Here is a 17,826-nt window from a genome sequence, read left to right on the forward strand (position 1 = left end):
CCCTGCCGCCTGGCGGGGCGGCAGGGCCCGGCGGGGCTGGGGGCCCAGGGCCCGGCGGAACTAGGGGCGCAGGGCCCGGCGGCGGCGGATCAGGGCGCCGACTCCGGCCCCCGCCAAGGCCAGGCCCCCGGCAGCGGCACCGGCCGGGATGTCCGGGGAGCTGCCGGCGGAGCCACCCGCGTAGCCCCCGGCCTTACCGGCCTTCGCGTACGCCGATCCCGGCAGCTTGTCCCCGTACGCCCGGGCGACCCGCGCCCGGTACGCGGCCAGGCTCGTTCCCCCGGCGCCGACGGCCCGCTCCGCGTCCTCGTCCAGCGGCAACACCTCCGCTCCCCGGGCCACGTACCACGCGTCGATCTGCGGCTCCCGGAACACCGTCCCGCCCGGCAGTTTCTCCGCGCCGAGCCGCGCGTAGCGGAACTCGTCGTCGCCGGTGGCGATGTTCACCACCTGCCATCCGGCCTCCGTCCGCGCCGTCCACAGCGCGGCCTGCTGACCGTCCGAGGAGACCGCCTTGCTGGCGAGGAACTCCAGCCGGGCGACCGGCGCCCCGGCCTTGCCGGCCACGAAGTCCGGCGAGAGGTAGTTCACCCCGATCGCCTCGCCCTCCACCCGCGGCTGCGCGGCGGTCACCGCGACCTTGCCCTCCCGCGCGAAGAACCGGGACAGGGTGGCCATCGTCGCGGGCGCGGCGGCCGCCTGTCCGGCCGCCGCCTTGACCTCGGCGGTAGCGGACTGCGGCTGCGGCACGGGGGCCGCCTGCGCCTGGGGTGCCAGCGCCAGGCAGGCGGCGGCGGTGGCGAGGACCGCGACGGCGGCGGTACGCAACTGGTCGGCGTTCACGCGGTCACGCTCCGATCCGGTAGAGGGAGTGGGTCCAGGAGAAGGTGCTGTTGTCGACGTACCAGGCGTGGGAGGCCCAGTTGTAGCGGTTGTTGGAGGGCCAGGGGTCGCCCCAGTACACCCAGCTGCTGGCGGTGTCGTAGCCGTACAGGACGTGCATGTGACCGCCCCCGTTGGACCACTGGATGCGGGTCTCCACCGGCCGGTTGGCGTTGATCTCGCTCTGGACGGTCGAGTACTGGAGCCATCCGGTGACGTACGAGCCGGAGTTGATGCCGGCCCAGCGCAGGGCGGTCTGGACGTTGCCCAAGGTGGCTTGGTTGTTGGGGCATTCCGTGCCCTGCTGGCGGTTGAAGGCGGCGTTGCAGAACTGGTTCTGGCTGTAGTTGCGGCCGAACCAGGTGGCGATGGTGTTGCCCGAGGCGGCCCAGCACCAGTTGGTCTTCTGCTGCGCCTGCATCGTGATGTCCAGGCGGTTGTAGGACAGTGCGGATTCCGTGCCGGCATCGGCGGCGGTGGCGGTGCCGGCGGGCAGTGCGAACAGCAGGGCGGTGAGGAAGGCGGCCAGGGAAAGCCGCCGGTTGGGGTTGCGCATCGCGTTCCTCCCGTGGGGGGGAGTGGGGATGGAGGAGCGCGTCCGGACGCTGAGGGGAGCATCAGGGTGTTGTCGCGATCAGGTCAACAGGCTTCAATGCACGGTGACATCGCGGTGTGAACGGCGGGGCGCCGGTGTGAACGGCGGCCGTCCCGTCACCTGGACCACAGACGTCACCGGCGCGGTCCCCCGCCCCGCCACACGTGAACGTTCACAGGAGGGAGGACCGGTGCCGCCGAGCCCCGAAAGCGACCCGGACCTGCCGCGACTGCTGCGCGGCGGCCCCTTCCACCTCGCGCTGCGCGCCGCGCTCACCGCCCGTGGCCTGCCCCTGCACCGGGTGCAGCACCGGCTCGCGGCCCAGGGCATCAAGGTCGGCGTGACCAGCCTCAGCTACTGGCAGCAGGGCGCCCGGCGCCCGCAGCGGCCCGAGTCGCTGAGGGCCGTACGCGCCCTGGAGCAGATCCTGGAACTGCCCGAGGGAACGTTACTGCGACTGCTGTCCGCACCCCAGGGCGCCCGGTCCGCCCCCAACCGTCCGCCCGCCCGCTCGTACCGGGCCCTGGTCAGCGCGGGTGCCGCGGTGGACGAGCTGCTGGCCGGCCTGGAACTGCCCGCCGACGGCGGCCTCCACACGGTCGGCCACCACGAGCGGGTGCGCGTCGGCGCGGGTGGCGAGCTGCTGGACCGCGCCTCGCAGCACGTCGTACGGGCCCACCGCGACGGCGTCGACCGCTACCTCGCCGTCCACCACGGCGACCCGGGCTGCGACCCCGAGCGGATCCGGGTCCGCGCGGGCGAGAACTGCCGGACCGGCCGGGTGCGGTGGCACCGCGAGGCCGGGGTGATGGTCGCCGAGCTGCTCTTCGACGCCCGGCTGCGCAGCGGCGACACGTACCTCTTCGGCTACGGCTTCGAAGACGGCACGGGCGGCCGCTGCACCGAGTACGTACGCGGGTTCACCTACACCGGCGGCCAGTACGTGCTCCAGGTCCGCTTCGACGAGGCGGCGCTGCCGGTGCGCTGCCGGCGCTTCGCCCGCAGCAGCCCGGGCGCGCCGCGCACCGCACTGGCGGATCTGACCCCGAGCGGGCGCCACCGGGCCGTGCACCTCGTGGAGGAGTCGGTCCGGCGCGGCATCCTGGGCATCGCCTGGGACTGGGACTGAGCCGGGCCGTGCGCCCGGCCGCCCTTCGCACTCAGCCGGCGATCAGCTTGCCGCCCTCCGCCTTGACGGGGACCGGCGACAGCGGGTCGGCGGCCGGGCCGCGCAGCACCTTGCCGGTGCTCACGTCGAAGCGGCTGCCGTGGCAGGGGCAGTTGCCCTGCCCTTCGACGATTTTGTCCAGGATGCAGCCCGCGTGCGTGCACTGGGCGCTGAACGCCTTGTACCGGCCCTCCGCCGGGCAGCTGACGACGAGCTTGTGCTCCCGGTAGAGCTTCGCGCCCCCGACCGGGACCTCCGCGACCGCGCCGAGCTCGACCGGCTCGGCCGGGACCGCCGGGGAGCCCGCCGCGCCGCTCGCCCCGGGGGAGCAGGCCGCGAGGGCCGGTCCGGCGCCGGCAGCCCCGGCGAGGGCGGCCGCGCCCTTGAGCACGGTGCGGCGGGCGGCGGGCGGGGACGCGGACATGCGGTGCTCCTGGTGTCGTGGGGGCCGGCGGCCGGCCGGGCCCACCCGACGATACCGCCGCCCGATGGGGTACTTTCCCCGCGTGATCGTCGTCGGTGGAGAAGCCCTGATCGACCTGGTGCCCCTCGCGGAGCCGCCGGGCGCCCTCGCGCCCCGGCCGGGCGGCGGGCCGTACAACACCGCGCTGGCGCTGGGGCGGCTCGGTGAGCGGGTCGCCTTCTGTTCCAGGGTCTCCGCCGACGGGTTCGGCGAGAGCCTGCTGGCCGGGCTGCGGGCCGCCGGGGTGGACCTCTCGCTGGTGCAGCGCGGGCCGGAGCCGACGACGCTCGCCGTGCCCTCGCTGGCACCGGACGGCTCGGCCGCGTACCGCTTCTACGTCGAGGGCACGGCCGACCGGCTGTTCAGCCTGCCGCCCGCGCTCCCCTCCGCTGCACGGGCCCTCGCGCTCGGGACCTGCTCGCTGGTGCTGGAGCCCGGCGCGAGCGCGTACGAGGCCCTGCTGCGCCGGGAGTCCGGGCGCGGGCTGCTGACCCTGCTCGACCCCAACATCCGCCCGGCGCTGATCGCGGACCCGGGCGCGTACCGCGAGCGCTTCCTGCGCATGCTCCCGTACGTCTGTGTCTTGAAGCTCTCGGAGGAGGACGCGGCGTGGCTCGGCGGCCGGATCTGCGACTGGCTGGCTGCGGGGCCCTCGGCGGTGGTGCTGACCCGGGGCGCCGCCGGACTCACGGCATGGACGCGGGAGGGCGCGGAGCACACGGTGGCGGCCCGTCCGGTGACCGTCACCGACACGATCGGCGCCGGCGACACCGTCAACGCGGCACTCCTGCACCGCCTGACGGGGGCGGGCGTCAGCGGGTCGGCGGGCGGGCCGGACGCGGCCCTGCGGGGCGTGGACTGGCCGGACGTACTGGCCTACGCGGCGCGTGCGGCGGCGCTGACCTGCACCCGGGCGGGAGCGGAACCCCCGTACGCGGCGGAGCTCAGCGCATAGCGGCCCAGAGGGTGCCGGCCACGGAGGAGGCGAACTCCTCGACCGGCCGCACCACTTCCTCTCCCGAGAAGTGCAGGAAGAACGCCCGTTGGAAGCATGCGCCGAGCAGCAGCGCGGCGGCGGCTTCGGGATCGGCGTCCGGGCGCAGCCTGCCGCGCTCGCGCTCGCGGCGCAGGTGCCCGGCGAGGGCGTCGCGGATGACGTGGGGCCCGGTGCCGATCTGCTGGACGCCCTCGCGGTGCCGGGTCAGCAGGGCGGGCTCGGCGAAGAGGGAAGCGGCCATGGGCATGGCGTCGGCGTAGAACAGCGAGGCGTGGCGCGCGATGGCGAGGAGGCCCTCCTCGACCGGGCGTTCGTCGTGCTCCGCCCCGAGCTCGGCCATGAGCGGCGCGGCGTTGGGCGTGCGCTCCATGAGGACGCGTACGAAAAGTTCCTCCTTGTTGGCGTAGTGCTTGTAGAGCGCGGCCTCCGAGCAGCCCGCCTCGCGGGCGATGGCCTTGGTGGTGGTGTTGGCCAGGCCGACGGTGCGCATGAGCGTCTCCGCCGCGTCGAGCAGCCGCTCGGGGGTGGGACGGCTTGACTTCGAGGTGAGCATTCACTCACTCTAAGGGTGTTCAGGGGTGAGTGAATACTCACCCACCCACGGGGAGGCGGGAGCCGGTCATGAAACTCACGGTGTTCGGAGCCACGGGCGGCGTCGGCCTGGAGGTCGTCCGCCAGGCCCTCGATGCCGGCCATGAGGTGACGGCGGTGGTCCGCGACCCGGCGCGGCTGCCGGTGCCGGCGCACGAACGGCTCCGGGTGGCGGTGGTGCGCGACCTGACGGACGAGGAGGCGCTGGTACCCGTCCTCACCGGGCGGTCGGCGGTCATCTCGGCGCTGGGCTCGCCGAGCAACAAGCAGGCGCGGCTGAACCCGGTCACCGGTCCGGCGCTGCGGGCCATCGTGTCGGCCATGGACCGGGCGGGGGTGGACCGCCTCGCGGCGGTCAGCGCGGCTCCGGTGGGACCGGACGTGCCGCAGGACGGGGTGCTGGCCCGGAAGGTCTTCCTCCCGCTGCTGCGACGGGCGCTGCGGGACCTGTACGCGGACCTGGCCGTCATGGAGACGGTGATACGTACGAGCGGTACGCGGTGGACGGTGGTCCGACCGCCGCGCCTGCTGAACCGGCCCGGGACCGGGCGCTACCGCCGGGTCATCGGCGCCAACGTCCCCGGCGCCCGCACCATCCCCCGCGCGGACGTCGCGGACGCCCTGCTGGCCTCCCTCACGGACCCGGCCACCTTCGACCGCGCGGTGGGCGTGGCGTCCTGAAGCGCCGGCGGGGCCGGCTGTCAGCCGGCCCCGCCGGGTTCGCCCCTACGCCTTGCGGGCCTTGGCCACCGCCTTCTTCGCGGGGGGCGTCGCCTTCTTGGCCGGGGCGGCCGCCTTCTTGGCCGGGGCCCGCTTGCGGGCCGGCGTCGCCGTCGGGGCGGCGTCCGAGATGCGGTCCGCGCCCAGGATGTCCCGGAGGAACTTGCCCGTGTGGCTGGCTCCCACGGAGGCGACCTGCTCCGGCGTGCCCTCGGCGACGACGAGGCCGCCGCCGTAACCGCCCTCCGGACCCATGTCGACGACCCAGTCCGCCGTCTTGATGACGTCGAGGTTGTGCTCGATGACGATCACCGAGTTCCCCTTGTCCACCAGTCCCGACAGCACCTTGATCAGCTTCGAGATGTCCTCGAAGTGCAGCCCCGTCGTCGGCTCGTCCAGCACGTACACCGTCCGGCCCGTCGACCGCTTCTGCAGCTCCGACGCCAGCTTCACGCGCTGCGCCTCACCACCCGACAGCGTCGGCGCCGACTGGCCGAGCCGGACGTAGCCGAGCCCCACCTCGTTCAGCGTCCGCAGGTGCCGCGCGATCGTCGGCACCGCCTCGAAGAAGTCCAGGGCCTCCTCGATCGGCATGTTCAGGACCTCGGCGATGGACTTGCCCTTGTAGTGGACCTCCAGCGTCTCCCGGTTGTACCGGTCGCCGTGGCACACCTCGCACGGGACGTAGACGTCCGGCAGGAAGTTCATCTCGATCTTGATCGTGCCGTCACCGGAGCAGTTCTCGCACCGGCCGCCCTTGACGTTGAAGGAGAAGCGGCCCGGCAGGTAGCCGCGCACCTTCGCCTCCATCGTCTCCGCGAACAGCTTGCGCACGTGGTCGAAGACACCGGTGTACGTCGCCGGGTTGGACCGCGGGGTCCGCCCGATCGGCGACTGGTCCACATGCACGACCTTGTCGACCAGGTCGTCACCCTCGACCCGGGTGTGCCGGCCCGGAACCGACCGGGCGCCGTTCAGCTCGCGCGCCAGGTGCGTGTACAGGATGTCGTTGACCAGCGTCGACTTGCCGGAGCCGGACACACCGGTCACGGCCGTGAGCACGCCCAGCGGGAAGGACACGTCGATGTCCCGCAGGTTGTTCTCCTTCGCGCCGTGGACGGTCAGCTTCCGCTCCCCGTTCACAGGACGCCGCACGTCCGGCAGCGGGATGGACCGCTTGCCCGCCAGGTACTGCCCCGTCATCGACTCGTTGTTCTTCAACAGGTCCTTGAGGGAGCCGCTGTGCACCACCTTGCCGCCGTGCTCGCCCGCGCCCGGACCGATGTCCACGACCCAGTCGGCCACCTTGATGGTGTCCTCGTCGTGCTCGACCACGATCAGGGTGTTGCCCATGTCGCGCAGCCGCACGAGGGTCTCGATCAGCCGGTGGTTGTCCCGCTGGTGCAGGCCGATGGAGGGCTCGTCCAGTACGTACAGCACGCCCACCAGACCGGAGCCGATCTGCGTGGCCAGCCGGATGCGCTGGGCCTCGCCCCCCGAGAGGGTGCCGGCGGCGCGGTTCAGCGACAGGTAGTCCAGGCCGACGTCCACGAGGAAGCGCAGCCGCTCGTTGACCTCCTTGAGGACCCGCTCGGCGATCTTCTTGTCGCGGGCGTCGAGCCGCATCTGCCCCAGGAAGTCGGCGCACTCGCTGATCGACATCGCGGCGACCTCGGCGATGGACTTCTCCATCACCGTCACCGCGAGCACGATCGGCTTGAGCCGCGTGCCTTCACAGGTCGGGCAGGGCACCTCGCGCATGTAGCCCTCGAAGCGCTCTCGGCTCGCGTCGCTCTCGGATTCCGCGTGCCGCCGCTTGACGAACGGCACGGCGCCCTCGAAGGCGGTCGTGTACGCCCGCTCGCGCCCGTACCGGTTGCGGTAGCGGACCTCGATCTGGGTGCGGTGGCCGTACAGCAGCGCCTTCTTGGCGCGCTGCGGCAGCCCGGCCCACGGGATGTCCGTACGGAACCCCAGCTCGGCCGCGAGCGCACCGATCAGCCGCTGGAAATAGTCCTTGGTGTGGCCGAGCGACCACGGGGAGACCGCGCCCTCGTCCAGGGACTTGTCCTCGTCCGGAACGATCAGATCGGGGTCCACCTCCATGCGCGTGCCGATGCCCGTGCACTCGGGGCAGGCGCCGAAGGGGGAGTTGAAGGAGAAGGAGCGCGGCTCCAGCTCCTCGAAGGACAAGTCGTCGTACGGGCAGTAGAGGTGCTCGGAGAACATCCGCTCACGCTCGGGGTCGTCCTCGGCGAGGTCGACGAAGTCCAGGATCACCATGCCGCCGGAGAGGCCGAGGGCCGTCTCCACCGAGTCCGTGAGCCGGCGCTTGGCGGAGTCCTTGACGGTGAGGCGGTCGATGACCACCTCGATGGTGTGCTTCTCCTGCTTCTTGAGCGTGGGCGGCTCGGAGAGCTGGATCGTCTGCCCGTCCACCCGGGCGCGGCTGTAGCCCTTGGTCTGGAGGTCGGCGAAGAGGTCGACGAACTCGCCCTTGCGCTCGCGCACCAGCGGCGAGAGCACCTGGAAGCGGCTGCCCTCGGGCAGCCCGAGCACCTTGTCGACGATCGCCTGCGGCGACTGGCGCGAGATCGGACGGCGGCACTCGGGGCAGTGCGGCTTGCCGATGCGGGCGAACAGCAGGCGCAGGTAGTCGTAGACCTCGGTGATCGTGCCGACGGTGGAGCGCGGGTTGCGCGAGGTGGACTTCTGGTCGATCGAGACGGCCGGGGAGAGGCCCTCGATGAAGTCGACGTCGGGCTTGTCCATCTGCCCGAGGAACTGCCGGGCGTAGGACGAGAGCGACTCGACGTAGCGGCGCTGGCCCTCGGCGAAGATCGTGTCGAAGGCCAGGGAGGACTTGCCCGAGCCGGAGAGTCCGGTGAAGACGATGAGGGAGTCGCGGGGCAGGTCGAGCGAGACGTTCTTCAGGTTGTGCTCGCGAGCGCCACGAACGATGAGACGGTCGGTCACGCCGGTCCGCACCTTTCTTGAGAGAGCGGGGGGCACGGGCCCCCGTCCCAGGGTATGGGGGGCGCCTTAGCGGTGGGGTGGTGCTTGACTTCCGAGCGTATAGCACGCGCATTCGATTTACGGCACGCGCAAGACGGCTTCACCCGATCGTGTGGCCGACGCCCCGCGCGCACTAGGCTCGGCCCTATGACTGATCATGTGCACGACCTGCGATCTGTACGTGAAGCCACGGAGCGGCTGCTGACCGCGGTCGCGAAACTGGACAACGCCGCCCTCGCCGAGCAGTCACATCTGCCCGGCTGGACCCGTGGCCACGTGCTGGCCCACCTCGCCCGCAACGCCGACGCCCTCGTCAACGTCCTCGAGGGCCGGCCGATGTACGCGAGCGCCGAAGCACGGGACGCGGACATCGAGAGCGGTTCGGGCAGGCTCCTGGTGGAACAGCTGGAGGACGTCCGTAATTCCGCGGACCGCTTCCAGGCCGTCGCAGACGCCGTCCAGGACTGGTCGCAGACCGTCGAGCTGCGGGGCGGCGTCACCGACCTCGCCTCCAACGTGCCGTTCCGCCGGCTCGTGGAGGTGGAGCTGCACCACGTGGACCTGGACGCCGGCTACGGCCTGGCGGACCTGCCCGAGGAGTTCACCCGGCGCGAGATCGCGTTCCTCGCCGACCGCTGGGCCGGACGCCCGGACGTACCGCCGGTCACCCTCCGGACGCCCCATGACGACGGCGTCTGGCACACCGGCTCCGCCGCAGGTGAGGCCGTGACCCTGACCGGGCCGCCGGCCGAGCTCCTGGGCTGGCTCGCGGGCCGCGAGTCCAAGGGCGCCCGCCTGACCGTCGACGGCGGGGCCCTGCCGGCCCTCCCCCCGCTCTAGGATCGGGTCATGACGTACAGCGGAGCGGTCAAGGTCGGCGGTCCTGCCGACGTGCACGAACTCGCGGACCTGATGATTTCCAAGGTCGCGGTGGGCGAGATGAACAACAACGCCTACCTGCTGCGCTGCCGGGCCACCGGCGAGCAGCTGCTGATCGACGCGGCCGCCGAGGCGGACACGCTGCTGGGCCTGATCGGTGACGACGGCATCGCCTCCGTCGTCACCACCCACCGCCACGGCGACCACTGGGGCGCGCTCGCGGCCGTGGTCGAGGCGACGGGTGCGCGGACGTACGCGGGCGCGCACGACGCCGAGGGGATCCCGGTCCCGACCGACGTCCTGGTCGAGGACGGCGACACGGTCACGGTGGGGCGGGTCACGCTGACCGCCCGCCACCTGGTCGGGCACACCCCCGGCTCGATCGCGCTGGTCTACGACGACCCGCACGGGCACCCGCACGTGTTCACCGGCGACTGCCTGTTCCCGGGCGGCGTCGGCAACACCTGGGGCGACCCGCAGGCCTTCGTCCGGCTGCTCGACGACGTGGAGGAGAAGCTCTTCGCGCGCCTGCCGGACGAGACCTGGGTCTACCCGGGCCACGGAAACGACACCTCGCTCGGCGCCGAGCGGCCCCACCTGGCCGAGTGGCGCGAGCGCGGCTGGTAGTACCGCACTCACCTGCGGGGCGGGTCAACACGGGGCGCGCGAGCACTCCTTCCGGTCGATCATGGCCGGACGCGCGCCCTTCGTCCCCGGGGCGGGGTAATTGCTGCACCATGCAACAAGACCCCTCCCCGGGCCGCTCCCCCTCGATGCCGCGGCTCGCTCTGGCCTCCCTCGCCGGGACCGCCGTGGAGTTCTACGACTTCTTCGTCTACGGCACGGCCGCCGCCCTGGTGCTCGGCCCGCTCTTCTTCCCGTCCTTCTCACCCCTCGCCGGGACCCTCGCCGCCTTCGGCACCTTCGGCGTCGGCTTCCTCGCCCGCCCCCTGGGCTCCGCCGTCTTCGGCCACATCGGCGACCGCTACGGGCGCCGCCCCGTGCTGCTCGGCTCGCTGCTGCTCACCGGCCTGGCCACCGTGGCGGTCGGCTGCGTGCCCCCCTACGCCTCCATCGGCACGGCCGCGCCCGTCCTGCTGCTCCTGCTGCGCTTCCTCCAGGGGCTCGGGCTGGGCGGCGAGTGGGGCGGCGCGGTGCTGCTGACCGCCGAGCACGCCCCGCCGGGCCGGCGCGGGCTGTGGTCGAGCTTCCCGCAGACGGGGCCGCCGGTGGGTTTCGTACTGGCCAACGGGATGGTGCTGGCCCTGTCGGCCGCCCTGACCGAGGAGCAGTTCACCGCCTGGGGCTGGCGGGTGCCGTTCTGGGCCGCCGGGCTGCTGGCCCTGACCGGGCTGTGGCTGCGCCGCTCCGTGGAGGAGACCCCGCAGTTCCGGGCGCTCGCGGAGACCGGGCGGCGCGCGAAGGCACCGCTGTCCGACGTGGTCCGCGGTCACTGGCGGCTGCTCCTGCTGACCGGTGGCGCCCTCGCCTGCGGATACGCCGTCTTCTACGCGGCCACCACCTGGTCCCTGGCCTACGCGACGGGGCACCTCGGGGTGGACCGCACGGTGGTGCTGGCCTGCATCATGACGGCCGTCGTGCTCCAGGGCCTGCTGACCCCGCTGCTGGCGGTGCTGGGCGACCGCTACGGCCGCAAGCCCCTGTGCCTGACCGGCTGCGCGGTCTGCGCGGTGTGGATGCCGCCCTTCGTCGCGCTGCTGTGCACGTCGGATCCGCTGCTGATGACGCTGGGGCTACTGGGCGGCCTGTTGGGCATGGTGACGACCTTCGCGGTGGTGGGGGCGTACCTTCCCGAGCTGTACGCCCCGCACGTGCGGTGCACCGGGGCGGCCGTCGGCTACAACCTGGGCGGCGTGCTGGGCGGCGCCCTGACCCCGATCGTGGCGACGGCGCTGGCGGACGGCGCCGGCCCGCCGTGGGGCGTGGCCCTGTACCTGAGCGGTATGGCCCTGGTGAGCCTGGCCTGCTTCGCGCTCCTGCCGGAGACGAACCCCGCCGTCGCGGGGCCGGCCGCGGCCCCGGGCGCGGGTACGCAGGAGGGGGCGGCCGGAGCGGCCGCCCCCGTGTAGCCGCCGGGGATCAGGCGTCGACGCTCTGCGGGCGGGCGGCCTCCTCGGCGGCCGCCTGCTTCTTGGAGGCGATCAGGCTGGTGACCGTGGTGACGGCCAGGACACCGCAGATGACGCCCAGGGAGACCGGGATGGAGATCTGCGGGACGTGCACCCCCGACTCGTGCAGCGCGTGCAGCAGCAGCTTGACGCCGATGAACCCGAGGATGACGGACAGGCCGTAGCTGAGGTGGACCAGCTTCTTGAGCAGGCCGCCGATGAGGAAGTACAGCTGGCGCAGACCCATCAGCGCGAAGGCGTTGGCGGTGAAGACGATGTACGGATCCTGGGTGAGGCCGAAGATCGCGGGGATCGAGTCGAGGGCGAACAGCACGTCGGTGGTGCCGATGGCGAGCATGACGACCATCAGCGGGGTCAGGACGCGCTTGCCGTTGCTGCGGATGAAGAGCTTCGTACCGTGGTACCTGTCGGCGACGCCGAACTTCTTCTCGACCGACTTGAGGAGGCGGTTCTCCTCGAACTCCTCCTCCTCTTCGTCCTTGCGCGCCTCCTGGATCAGCTTCCAGGCGGTGTAGATCAGGAAGGCGCCGAAGAGGAAGAAGATCCACGAGAAGCTCGCGATGATCGCGGCGCCGGCCGCGATGAAGACCGCGCGGAGCACCAGGGCGATCAGTACGCCGACCAGCAGGACGCGCTGCTGGAGGTGGGACGGCACGGCGAACTTCGCCATGATCAGGACGAAGACGAAGAGGTTGTCCACACTCAGGGACTTCTCGGTGACGAAGCCCGCGAAGAACTCCTGGGAGGCCTGGCCGTTGCCGAAGAACAGCAGGCCGAGACCGAAGAGCACGGCGAGGACGATCCAGACGACCGTCCAGATGCCGGCTTCCTTGATGGTCACGTCATGGGGTTTGCGGCCGATGAGGAAGTCGGCTCCGATGAGGATTCCGAGACCCAAGATGGTCAGCACCCAGAGGGTCGTTGAAACGTCCATTGTCTACACGCCTCCGGCGGGATGGCTCAGCACTGCGTCAGCGTCATCGCTGCCGGAGGTCTCTTCCACCCGGGCGGCCTGGAGGCCGCGGGCCGACGCCCCGGGACCGGCTCCGGTCCCTTGACCGGGCAGGGTCCGTATTGACGGGCACGCCGTAGCAGGAAAGCAGGAATACTCCCCTCCGCGCTTCCCAGGTTAGCCGCCGGAGGGGGTGAAGGTAAAGAGGAACCCAAGAAAAGGTCAGCGAAGGGTCACCCGGAGGTCATGGCCGGACCGGGTACACCGCAGGCCGGGTACACCGCAGGGCATAGGGCGGGCACCTCGGGCCGGACGCACCTCAGGGCCGGGCGCCGCGCCGCGCCTCCCCCATCCGCTGGACCGCCTGCTCCAGCGCCCGGTCCAGGACCGCGCTGTGCTGCGGCGGAAGGTCCGGTTCGAAGGTCCAGGCGTGGTGGACCCACGGGTCGGCCAGGTGGTGGTCCGGTACGGGCGACAGGCGCATCAGCGCCCGCCACAGGGGGTCGAGCAACGGCCCGTACGCCGAGGCCTCGTCGCGGTCGGCCACCATCAGCAGGTGCACGCCGACCGACGGCCCCTCGTCGGCCAGGTAGCGCAGCCGGGTCACGGCGCGGTCGTCGAAGCCGTGCGGGAAGTCGTGCACGATCAGCAGCTGGTCGGCCGGATCCACATCCGGGGGCAGCTCCTCGGGCGCCCCGGCGCGCACCGCCATCTGCACGAGGTCCACCCGTCGGGTCAGCCGCTCCAGGGTCTCGGTGACGCCCGCCGCGCCCGCGGCGGGCGGGGCGGCCAGCACGCCCGAGCGGACGAGGGGCGCCAGGGCGGCGGCCCCGGCCCCGGCCGCGTCGATGACGTGGACGGAGAACCGGCCGCCCGGGTGGACGGCGAGCAGCCGCACCGCGTGCGCCACGGCCATGTCCATGGCGAGACGGCGCAGCCGGTCGGTGTCCATGGTCATGGCGGCCTCGGAGCCGGTACGGCCGTTGTCGATCCACAGGCCGCGCTCCAGCGGGAGCCGCATCAGCATCGGCACCCGCAGGCCCGGCGCCTCGGGCAGGCTCAGGTCGCCCAGGCGCAGCGCGAGCGGGTCTTCGTCCGGCGCGCCCGCGCCGTGCCACACGGGGTTGTCCCAGCGGGCGTACGCGGCGGGCAGCGCGGGTTCGACGACCTCGGACTCGGCGCGCAGCTGGGCGAGGTCCCGGTCGAGCACGGCTTGGGCCCGGGCGACGAGTTCGTCACGGCGGGCGCGCGCGGCGTCCCGCGCCGCGTTGCCGGCGAGGCGGGCGCGGGGGTCGGACAGGGCGTCGTCCAGTTCCCGGTCGAGCCGGGAGTCGGCGAAGTCGACGGCGCTGCGGTAGGCGGCCACCGTGCGCGCCAGGTCCTCGAACATGCCCCAGACCTGGTTGTAGAGCCGCTCCTCCATGGACCAGCCGCTGGCGTCCCCCGCGACGGGGCGCGGCGCCGTCCCGGGTTGTTCGGGAGCCTCGGGCGCGGGCGCCGGCTCGGGCGGCTCGGTGGTGGTGCGACGCCGGCGCGGGTGCGCGTAGTCGATGGCCGTCGGCGCGGGGGCTGCGGCCGGGTCTGCGTCCCGGCCGGGCAGGTCGCGCGGTGCGGCGGGTGCGGCCGTCACCAGGGGGGTGTCCACCGCCAGGGCCGCCGCGGCCAGTGCGGTGGCGGCCGGGCCGGGCAGTCCGGCGTCTGCGAGCAGGGCGCCCAGCCCCTCGGCATAGCCCTGGCCGACGGCGCGGACCTTCCAGGCGTCCTGCCTGCGGTACAGCTCCAGGGCGACGACGGCGCTCTCCGGGTCCAGCCCCGTCATCGTGTAGGCGGCGGCCTCGGCGCCGTCGGGTCCGGCCACCGCCACGTGCGGCGCCGGGACCGCGCCGAAGCGCGCCGGTCCGCCGGGCGGCAGGGCGAGCACCACGCGGACCCGGTGCACGGCCGCCCCCACGGCGTCGAGGTCCAGGGGGAACCGGTGCCGCTCGGCCGCCGCCCCCGGTGCCTCGAGCCCCGGAAGGACCCGGGCGCCGGGGTGCGCCAGCGCCTCGGGACCGGGCAGTCGGCCCTCGTCGTCTCCGGCCGAGACCAGGGCCAGTACGGGGGTACCCGCCGTGACCCTGATCTCCACCTGGTGCCGGGACAGGGGGTGGTTCTGCCCCCGGACCAATTCGGCCGTCATCGTGCAGCCCTCCCCCGTGCCTTCTGTCCCGTGCGCTCTGTGCTGTTGGCCGTCCGCGCCCGTGGGCGCCGCCTCTTGCAGGCTGCCTGCAGGCGTCCTGCGTGCTTCTTACAGGTGCGGCAGGATCGCCGGCATCAGGTCCTGGAAGGTCCGGCCGTTCGCCGGGTTGCCCAGGGCCGTCATCTGCCAGCCCGCGCCGACGCGCGACACCTTCGCCATGATCTGCGCGGTGTACGCGCCGCCGCCGTCGAGGGTGTACCGGGCCAGTTCCTGGCCGTTGGTCTCGTCGACGATGCGGCAGAAGGCGTTCTGCACCTCCTGGAAGGTCTGCCCGGTGAAGGAGTTCACCGTGAAGACGATCTGGTCGATGTGGACCGGCACGCGCTGGAGGTCCACGAGGATCGCCTCGTCGTCCCCGCCCTGGCCGACGCCGCCGACGAGGTTGTCGCCGGTGTGGCGCACGGAGCCGTCGTCGCTCTGCAGGTGCCGGAAGAACACCACGTCCACCGGCTGCTTGTCGGCGAAGAGCACCGCCGACGCGTCCAGGTCGATCTCGCGGGTCCGCGAGCCGAACAGGCCGCGGCGCTTGGCCGCCTGCCAGCCGAGGCCCATCCGGACCGCGGTCAGGCTGCCCCCGCCCCGCTTCTCCAGACTGATGGCCTGACCCTTGGTCATGTTGACCGTCACGCGCTGTCCCCTCTCCTTCTACCCGCCCCGATGAGGGCCCGCGGAACGTACCCGCGGCCACCCTTGGCCCAACCCTACTGACCGGCCCCGGGTCAGGCGAGGCCCGCTTCCCTCATCTGGCGAAGCTCCTTCTTGAGCTCGCCGACCTCGTCCCGGATCCGGGCCGCGACCTCGAACTGGAGCTCGGCCGCCGCGGCCCGCATCCGCTGCGTCATCTCCTCGATGAGCGCGGCCAGTTCGGCCGCCGGACGGTCGGTCAGCACCTCGGCCGCCTTCGCGCCCTTGGCACCCTTCGCCTTGCTCCCCTTGGCGCCGGCGACGGACGCCGCCCCGCCCAGGGCGGGCACCGGCGTCTTCGCACCCTTGCCGTCCCGTGCCTGGCGGTAGCCGGTCCCGAGCAGCTGCTCGGTGTCGAGCTCCTCGCGGGCGATGGTGGCGACGATGTCGTTGATCTTCTTGCGCAGCGGCTGGGGGTCGATGCCGTTGGCCGTGTTGTAGGCGATCTGCTTCTCGCGGCGCCGGTTGGTCTCGTCGATGGCCTTCTCCATCGCCGGGGTCATCTTGTCCGCGTACATGTGGACCTGGCCCGAGACGTTGCGCGCCGCGCGGCCGATGGTCTGGATGAGGGAGGTCCCCGAGCGCAGGAAGCCCTCCTTGTCGGCGTCGAGGATCGCCACCAGGGACACCTCGGGCAGGTCGAGGCCCTCGCGCAGCAGGTTGATGCCGACCAGCACGTCGTACTCGCCGGCGCGCAGCTCGCGCAGCAGCTCGATGCGGCGCAGCGTGTCGACGTCGCTGTGCAGGTAGCGGACCTGGATGCCGAGCTCCAGGAAGTAGTCGGTGAGGTCCTCGGCCATCTTCTTGGTGAGGGTGGTGACCAGGACGCGTTCGTCCTTCTCCGTCCGCTGCCGGATCTCGTGCACCAGGTCGTCGATCTGGCCCTCGGTCGGCTTGACCACCACTTCGGGGTCGATGAGGCCGGTGGGGCGGATGATCTGCTCGACGAAGCCGTCGCCGCGCGAGAGCTCGTACTTCCCGGGGGTGGCCGACAGGTACACCGTCTGGCCGATCCGCTCCTGGAACTCCTCCCACTTGAGCGGCCGGTTGTCCAGCGCCGACGGCAGCCGGAAGCCGTGGTCGACCAGGGTCCGCTTGCGCGAGGCGTCGCCCTCGTACATCGCGCCGATCTGCGGCACGGTGACGTGGGACTCGTCGATGACGAGGAGGAAGTCCTCGGGGAAGTAGTCGATGAGGGTGTTGGGGGCGGAGCCGGGCGCGCGGTCGTCCATGTGCAGCGAGTAGTTCTCGATGCCGGAGCAGGACCCGATCTGGCGCATCATCTCCAAGTCGTAGGTGGTGCGCATGCGCAGCCGCTGCGCCTCCAGCAGCTTGCCCTGCTTCTCCAGCTCGGCGAGGCGCTCGGTCAGCTCGGCCTCGATCCCGATGATCGCCTTCTCCATGCGCTCGGGGCCGGCGACGTAGTGGCTGGCGGGGAACACGTACAGCTCGCGGTCCTCGCTGATGACCTCGCCGGTCAGCGGGTGCAGGGTGGACAGCGCCTCGATCTCGTCGCCGAACATTTCGATGCGTACGGCCAGTTCCTCGTAGACCGGGAAGATCTCGATGGTGTCGCCGCGCACCCGGAAGGTGCCGCGGGTGAAGGCCAGGTCGTTGCGCGTGTACTGGATGTCGACGAAGCGGCGCAGCAGCTGGTCCCGGTCGATCTCCTCGCCGACCTTGAGGGCCACCATCCGGTCGACGTACTCCTGCGGGGTGCCGAGGCCGTAGATGCAGGACACGGACGCGACGACGACGACGTCGCGCCGGGTCAGCAGCGAGTTGGTCGCGGAGTGGCGCAGCCGCTCCACCTCCTCGTTGATCGAGGAGTCCTTCTCGATGTAGGTGTCCGACTGCGGGACGTACGCCTCGGGCTGGTAGTAGTCGTAGTACGAGACGAAGTACTCGACGGCGTTGTTGGGCAGCAGCTCGCGGAACTCGTTCGCCAGCTGCGCGGCGAGGGTCTTGTTCGGGGCCATCACCAGGGTGGGGCGCTGGAGGCGCTCGATCATCCAGGCGGTGGTCGCCGACTTGCCGGTGCCGGTCGCACCCAGGAGTACGACGTCCTTCTCACCCGCACGGATGCGCTTCTCCAGCTCGGCGATGGCCGCCGGCTGGTCGCCGCTGGGCTGGTAGGGGCTGACGACCTCGAAAGGCGCCACCGTGCGTTCGATCTTCGATACGGGCCGCATGACTCCACCGTACGACCCCGCACTGACACTCACGCATTCGCGCCTGCGGGCGCGGGCCGGGCGGGGCTCGGCGGGGACCCGGCCGGGGCGGCCCGGCCGTGCGCCGTACTCGTCCGGGCCCCTGCGGCCTGGTCCGTTTGTCGTAGTTCGGTGGCGGCCCGGTGATCTTCACACCCATGATCGCCATACAGCGGATCTCCATGGGGCAGATCTCCGTGAAGTGCATCGCCGTCAACTGCATAGCCGTGAAGTGCATCGCCGCAACGTCTGTCGCTTCGCGCCTGTTTGAGGCAGGGGCA

The 17,826-nt window shown here is 72.2% G+C and carries 15 protein-coding genes; 6 read left to right on the plus strand and 9 right to left on the minus strand.

Features of this window, described 5'->3' with window-relative positions; translation table 11 throughout:
- Nucleotides 1-60 precede the first annotated feature (60 nt).
- Together OHA81_RS08645 and OHA81_RS08650 are read right to left on the minus strand one after the other, a co-directional pair.
- A complete protein-coding gene (locus OHA81_RS08645) occupies nucleotides 61-843 on the minus strand; it encodes a hypothetical protein (protein ID WP_329194306.1) in 783 nt (260 codons plus the stop codon).
- Nucleotides 844-847: 4 nt separating this feature from the next.
- Nucleotides 848-1,438 (minus strand): papain-like cysteine protease family protein, encoded by a 591-nt coding sequence (locus OHA81_RS08650; RefSeq protein WP_329194308.1) that lies wholly within the window; start codon nucleotides 1,436-1,438, stop codon nucleotides 848-850.
- A gap of 229 nt (nucleotides 1,439-1,667) precedes the next feature.
- On the opposite strand from OHA81_RS08650, the gene OHA81_RS08655 reads away from it, so the two are divergent.
- Nucleotides 1,668-2,606, plus strand: coding sequence for a hypothetical protein (locus tag OHA81_RS08655; RefSeq protein ID WP_329194310.1), 939 nt, complete (start codon nucleotides 1,668-1,670; stop codon nucleotides 2,604-2,606).
- Between the two features lie 31 nt (nucleotides 2,607-2,637).
- Here the strand turns inward: OHA81_RS08655 and OHA81_RS08660 are convergent, their stop codons facing one another.
- Nucleotides 2,638-3,069 carry a Rieske (2Fe-2S) protein gene (locus tag OHA81_RS08660; RefSeq protein ID WP_329194312.1) on the minus strand — a complete coding sequence of 144 codons (432 nt, stop codon included), beginning with the start codon at nucleotides 3,067-3,069 and terminating at the stop codon, nucleotides 2,638-2,640.
- An 82-nt stretch (nucleotides 3,070-3,151) separates the two neighbouring features.
- Between OHA81_RS08660 and OHA81_RS08665 the strand changes: the two genes are divergently transcribed.
- Nucleotides 3,152-4,063, plus strand: coding sequence for a carbohydrate kinase family protein (locus OHA81_RS08665; RefSeq protein ID WP_329202104.1), 912 nt, complete (start codon nucleotides 3,152-3,154; stop codon nucleotides 4,061-4,063).
- Here the strand turns inward: OHA81_RS08665 and OHA81_RS08670 are convergent.
- The gene (locus OHA81_RS08670) at nucleotides 4,053-4,658 is read right to left on the minus strand and encodes a TetR/AcrR family transcriptional regulator (protein ID WP_329194314.1); all 606 of its coding nucleotides are present in this window, start codon (nucleotides 4,656-4,658) and stop codon (nucleotides 4,053-4,055) included. The genes OHA81_RS08665 and OHA81_RS08670 overlap by 11 nt on opposite strands.
- Before the next feature lie 68 nt (nucleotides 4,659-4,726).
- Here OHA81_RS08670 and OHA81_RS08675 point away from each other — a divergent pair, with 68 nt between their 5' ends.
- A complete protein-coding gene (locus tag OHA81_RS08675) occupies nucleotides 4,727-5,377 on the plus strand; it encodes an NAD(P)-dependent oxidoreductase (protein ID WP_329194316.1) in 651 nt (216 codons plus the stop codon).
- Between the two features lie 45 nt (nucleotides 5,378-5,422).
- Here OHA81_RS08675 and uvrA read toward each other — a convergent pair whose 3' ends face one another.
- Nucleotides 5,423-8,392, minus strand: a complete 2,970-nt coding sequence (uvrA, locus tag OHA81_RS08680; RefSeq protein WP_329194318.1) for an excinuclease ABC subunit UvrA — start codon at nucleotides 8,390-8,392, stop codon at nucleotides 5,423-5,425.
- 186 nt (nucleotides 8,393-8,578) lie between these two features.
- On the opposite strand from uvrA, the gene OHA81_RS08685 reads away from it, so the two are divergent.
- The 3 genes from OHA81_RS08685 to OHA81_RS08695 all read left to right on the plus strand — a co-directional run bounded on the left by OHA81_RS08685 (nucleotide 8,579) and on the right by OHA81_RS08695 (nucleotide 11,400).
- The gene (locus OHA81_RS08685; protein WP_329194320.1) at nucleotides 8,579-9,271 is read left to right on the plus strand and encodes a maleylpyruvate isomerase family mycothiol-dependent enzyme; all 693 of its coding nucleotides are present in this window, start codon (nucleotides 8,579-8,581) and stop codon (nucleotides 9,269-9,271) included.
- Between the two features lie 9 nt (nucleotides 9,272-9,280).
- Nucleotides 9,281-9,937 (plus strand): MBL fold metallo-hydrolase, encoded by a 657-nt coding sequence (locus OHA81_RS08690; protein WP_329194322.1) that lies wholly within the window; start codon nucleotides 9,281-9,283, stop codon nucleotides 9,935-9,937.
- Nucleotides 9,938-10,083: 146 nt separating this feature from the next.
- Nucleotides 10,084-11,400, plus strand: a complete 1,317-nt coding sequence (locus OHA81_RS08695) for an MFS transporter (protein WP_329202106.1) — start codon at nucleotides 10,084-10,086, stop codon at nucleotides 11,398-11,400.
- A gap of 10 nt (nucleotides 11,401-11,410) precedes the next feature.
- On the opposite strand, the gene OHA81_RS08700 is transcribed toward OHA81_RS08695, so the two are convergent.
- The 4 genes from OHA81_RS08700 to uvrB form a co-directional block, all read right to left on the minus strand.
- On the minus strand, nucleotides 11,411-12,394 hold the full coding sequence (locus OHA81_RS08700) for a TerC/Alx family metal homeostasis membrane protein (protein WP_329194324.1): 984 nt from the start codon (nucleotides 12,392-12,394) through the stop codon (nucleotides 11,411-11,413).
- 337 nt (nucleotides 12,395-12,731) lie between these two features.
- Nucleotides 12,732-14,591 carry a TerD family protein gene (locus OHA81_RS08705; RefSeq protein WP_329194326.1) on the minus strand — a complete coding sequence of 620 codons (1,860 nt, stop codon included), beginning with the start codon at nucleotides 14,589-14,591 and terminating at the stop codon, nucleotides 12,732-12,734.
- A 108-nt stretch (nucleotides 14,592-14,699) separates the two neighbouring features.
- The gene (locus tag OHA81_RS08710) at nucleotides 14,700-15,278 is read right to left on the minus strand and encodes a TerD family protein (RefSeq protein WP_329194328.1); all 579 of its coding nucleotides are present in this window, start codon (nucleotides 15,276-15,278) and stop codon (nucleotides 14,700-14,702) included.
- A gap of 92 nt (nucleotides 15,279-15,370) precedes the next feature.
- Nucleotides 15,371-17,527 (minus strand): excinuclease ABC subunit UvrB, encoded by a 2,157-nt coding sequence (gene uvrB, locus OHA81_RS08715; RefSeq protein ID WP_329194330.1) that lies wholly within the window; start codon nucleotides 17,525-17,527, stop codon nucleotides 15,371-15,373.
- Nucleotides 17,528-17,826 lie beyond the last annotated feature (299 nt).

It is taken from the genome of Streptomyces sp. NBC_00667, assembly GCF_036226825.1.
Taxonomy (GTDB): domain Bacteria; phylum Actinomycetota; class Actinomycetes; order Streptomycetales; family Streptomycetaceae; genus Streptomyces.

What these genes read in the sequence shown, in the direction of transcription:
- OHA81_RS08670 (WP_329194314.1), bottom strand. Translation starts at nt 4,658, where the DNA reads ATGCTCACCTCGAAGTCAAGCCGTCCCACCCCCGAGCGGCTGCTCGAC.
- OHA81_RS08690 (WP_329194322.1), top strand. Translation starts at nt 9,281, where the DNA reads ATGACGTACAGCGGAGCGGTCAAGGTCGGCGGTCCTGCCGACGTGCAC.
- uvrB (WP_329194330.1), bottom strand. Translation starts at nt 17,527, where the DNA reads ATGCGGCCCGTATCGAAGATCGAACGCACGGTGGCGCCTTTCGAGGTC.
- OHA81_RS08705 (WP_329194326.1), bottom strand. Translation starts at nt 14,591, where the DNA reads ATGACGGCCGAATTGGTCCGGGGGCAGAACCACCCCCTGTCCCGGCAC.
- OHA81_RS08700 (WP_329194324.1), bottom strand. Translation starts at nt 12,394, where the DNA reads ATGGACGTTTCAACGACCCTCTGGGTGCTGACCATCTTGGGTCTCGGA.
- OHA81_RS08685 (WP_329194320.1), top strand. Translation starts at nt 8,579, where the DNA reads ATGACTGATCATGTGCACGACCTGCGATCTGTACGTGAAGCCACGGAG.
- OHA81_RS08695 (WP_329202106.1), top strand. Translation starts at nt 10,084, where the DNA reads ATGCCGCGGCTCGCTCTGGCCTCCCTCGCCGGGACCGCCGTGGAGTTC.
- OHA81_RS08675 (WP_329194316.1), top strand. Translation starts at nt 4,727, where the DNA reads ATGAAACTCACGGTGTTCGGAGCCACGGGCGGCGTCGGCCTGGAGGTC.
- OHA81_RS08650 (WP_329194308.1), bottom strand. Translation starts at nt 1,438, where the DNA reads ATGCGCAACCCCAACCGGCGGCTTTCCCTGGCCGCCTTCCTCACCGCC.
- OHA81_RS08660 (WP_329194312.1), bottom strand. Translation starts at nt 3,069, where the DNA reads ATGTCCGCGTCCCCGCCCGCCGCCCGCCGCACCGTGCTCAAGGGCGCG.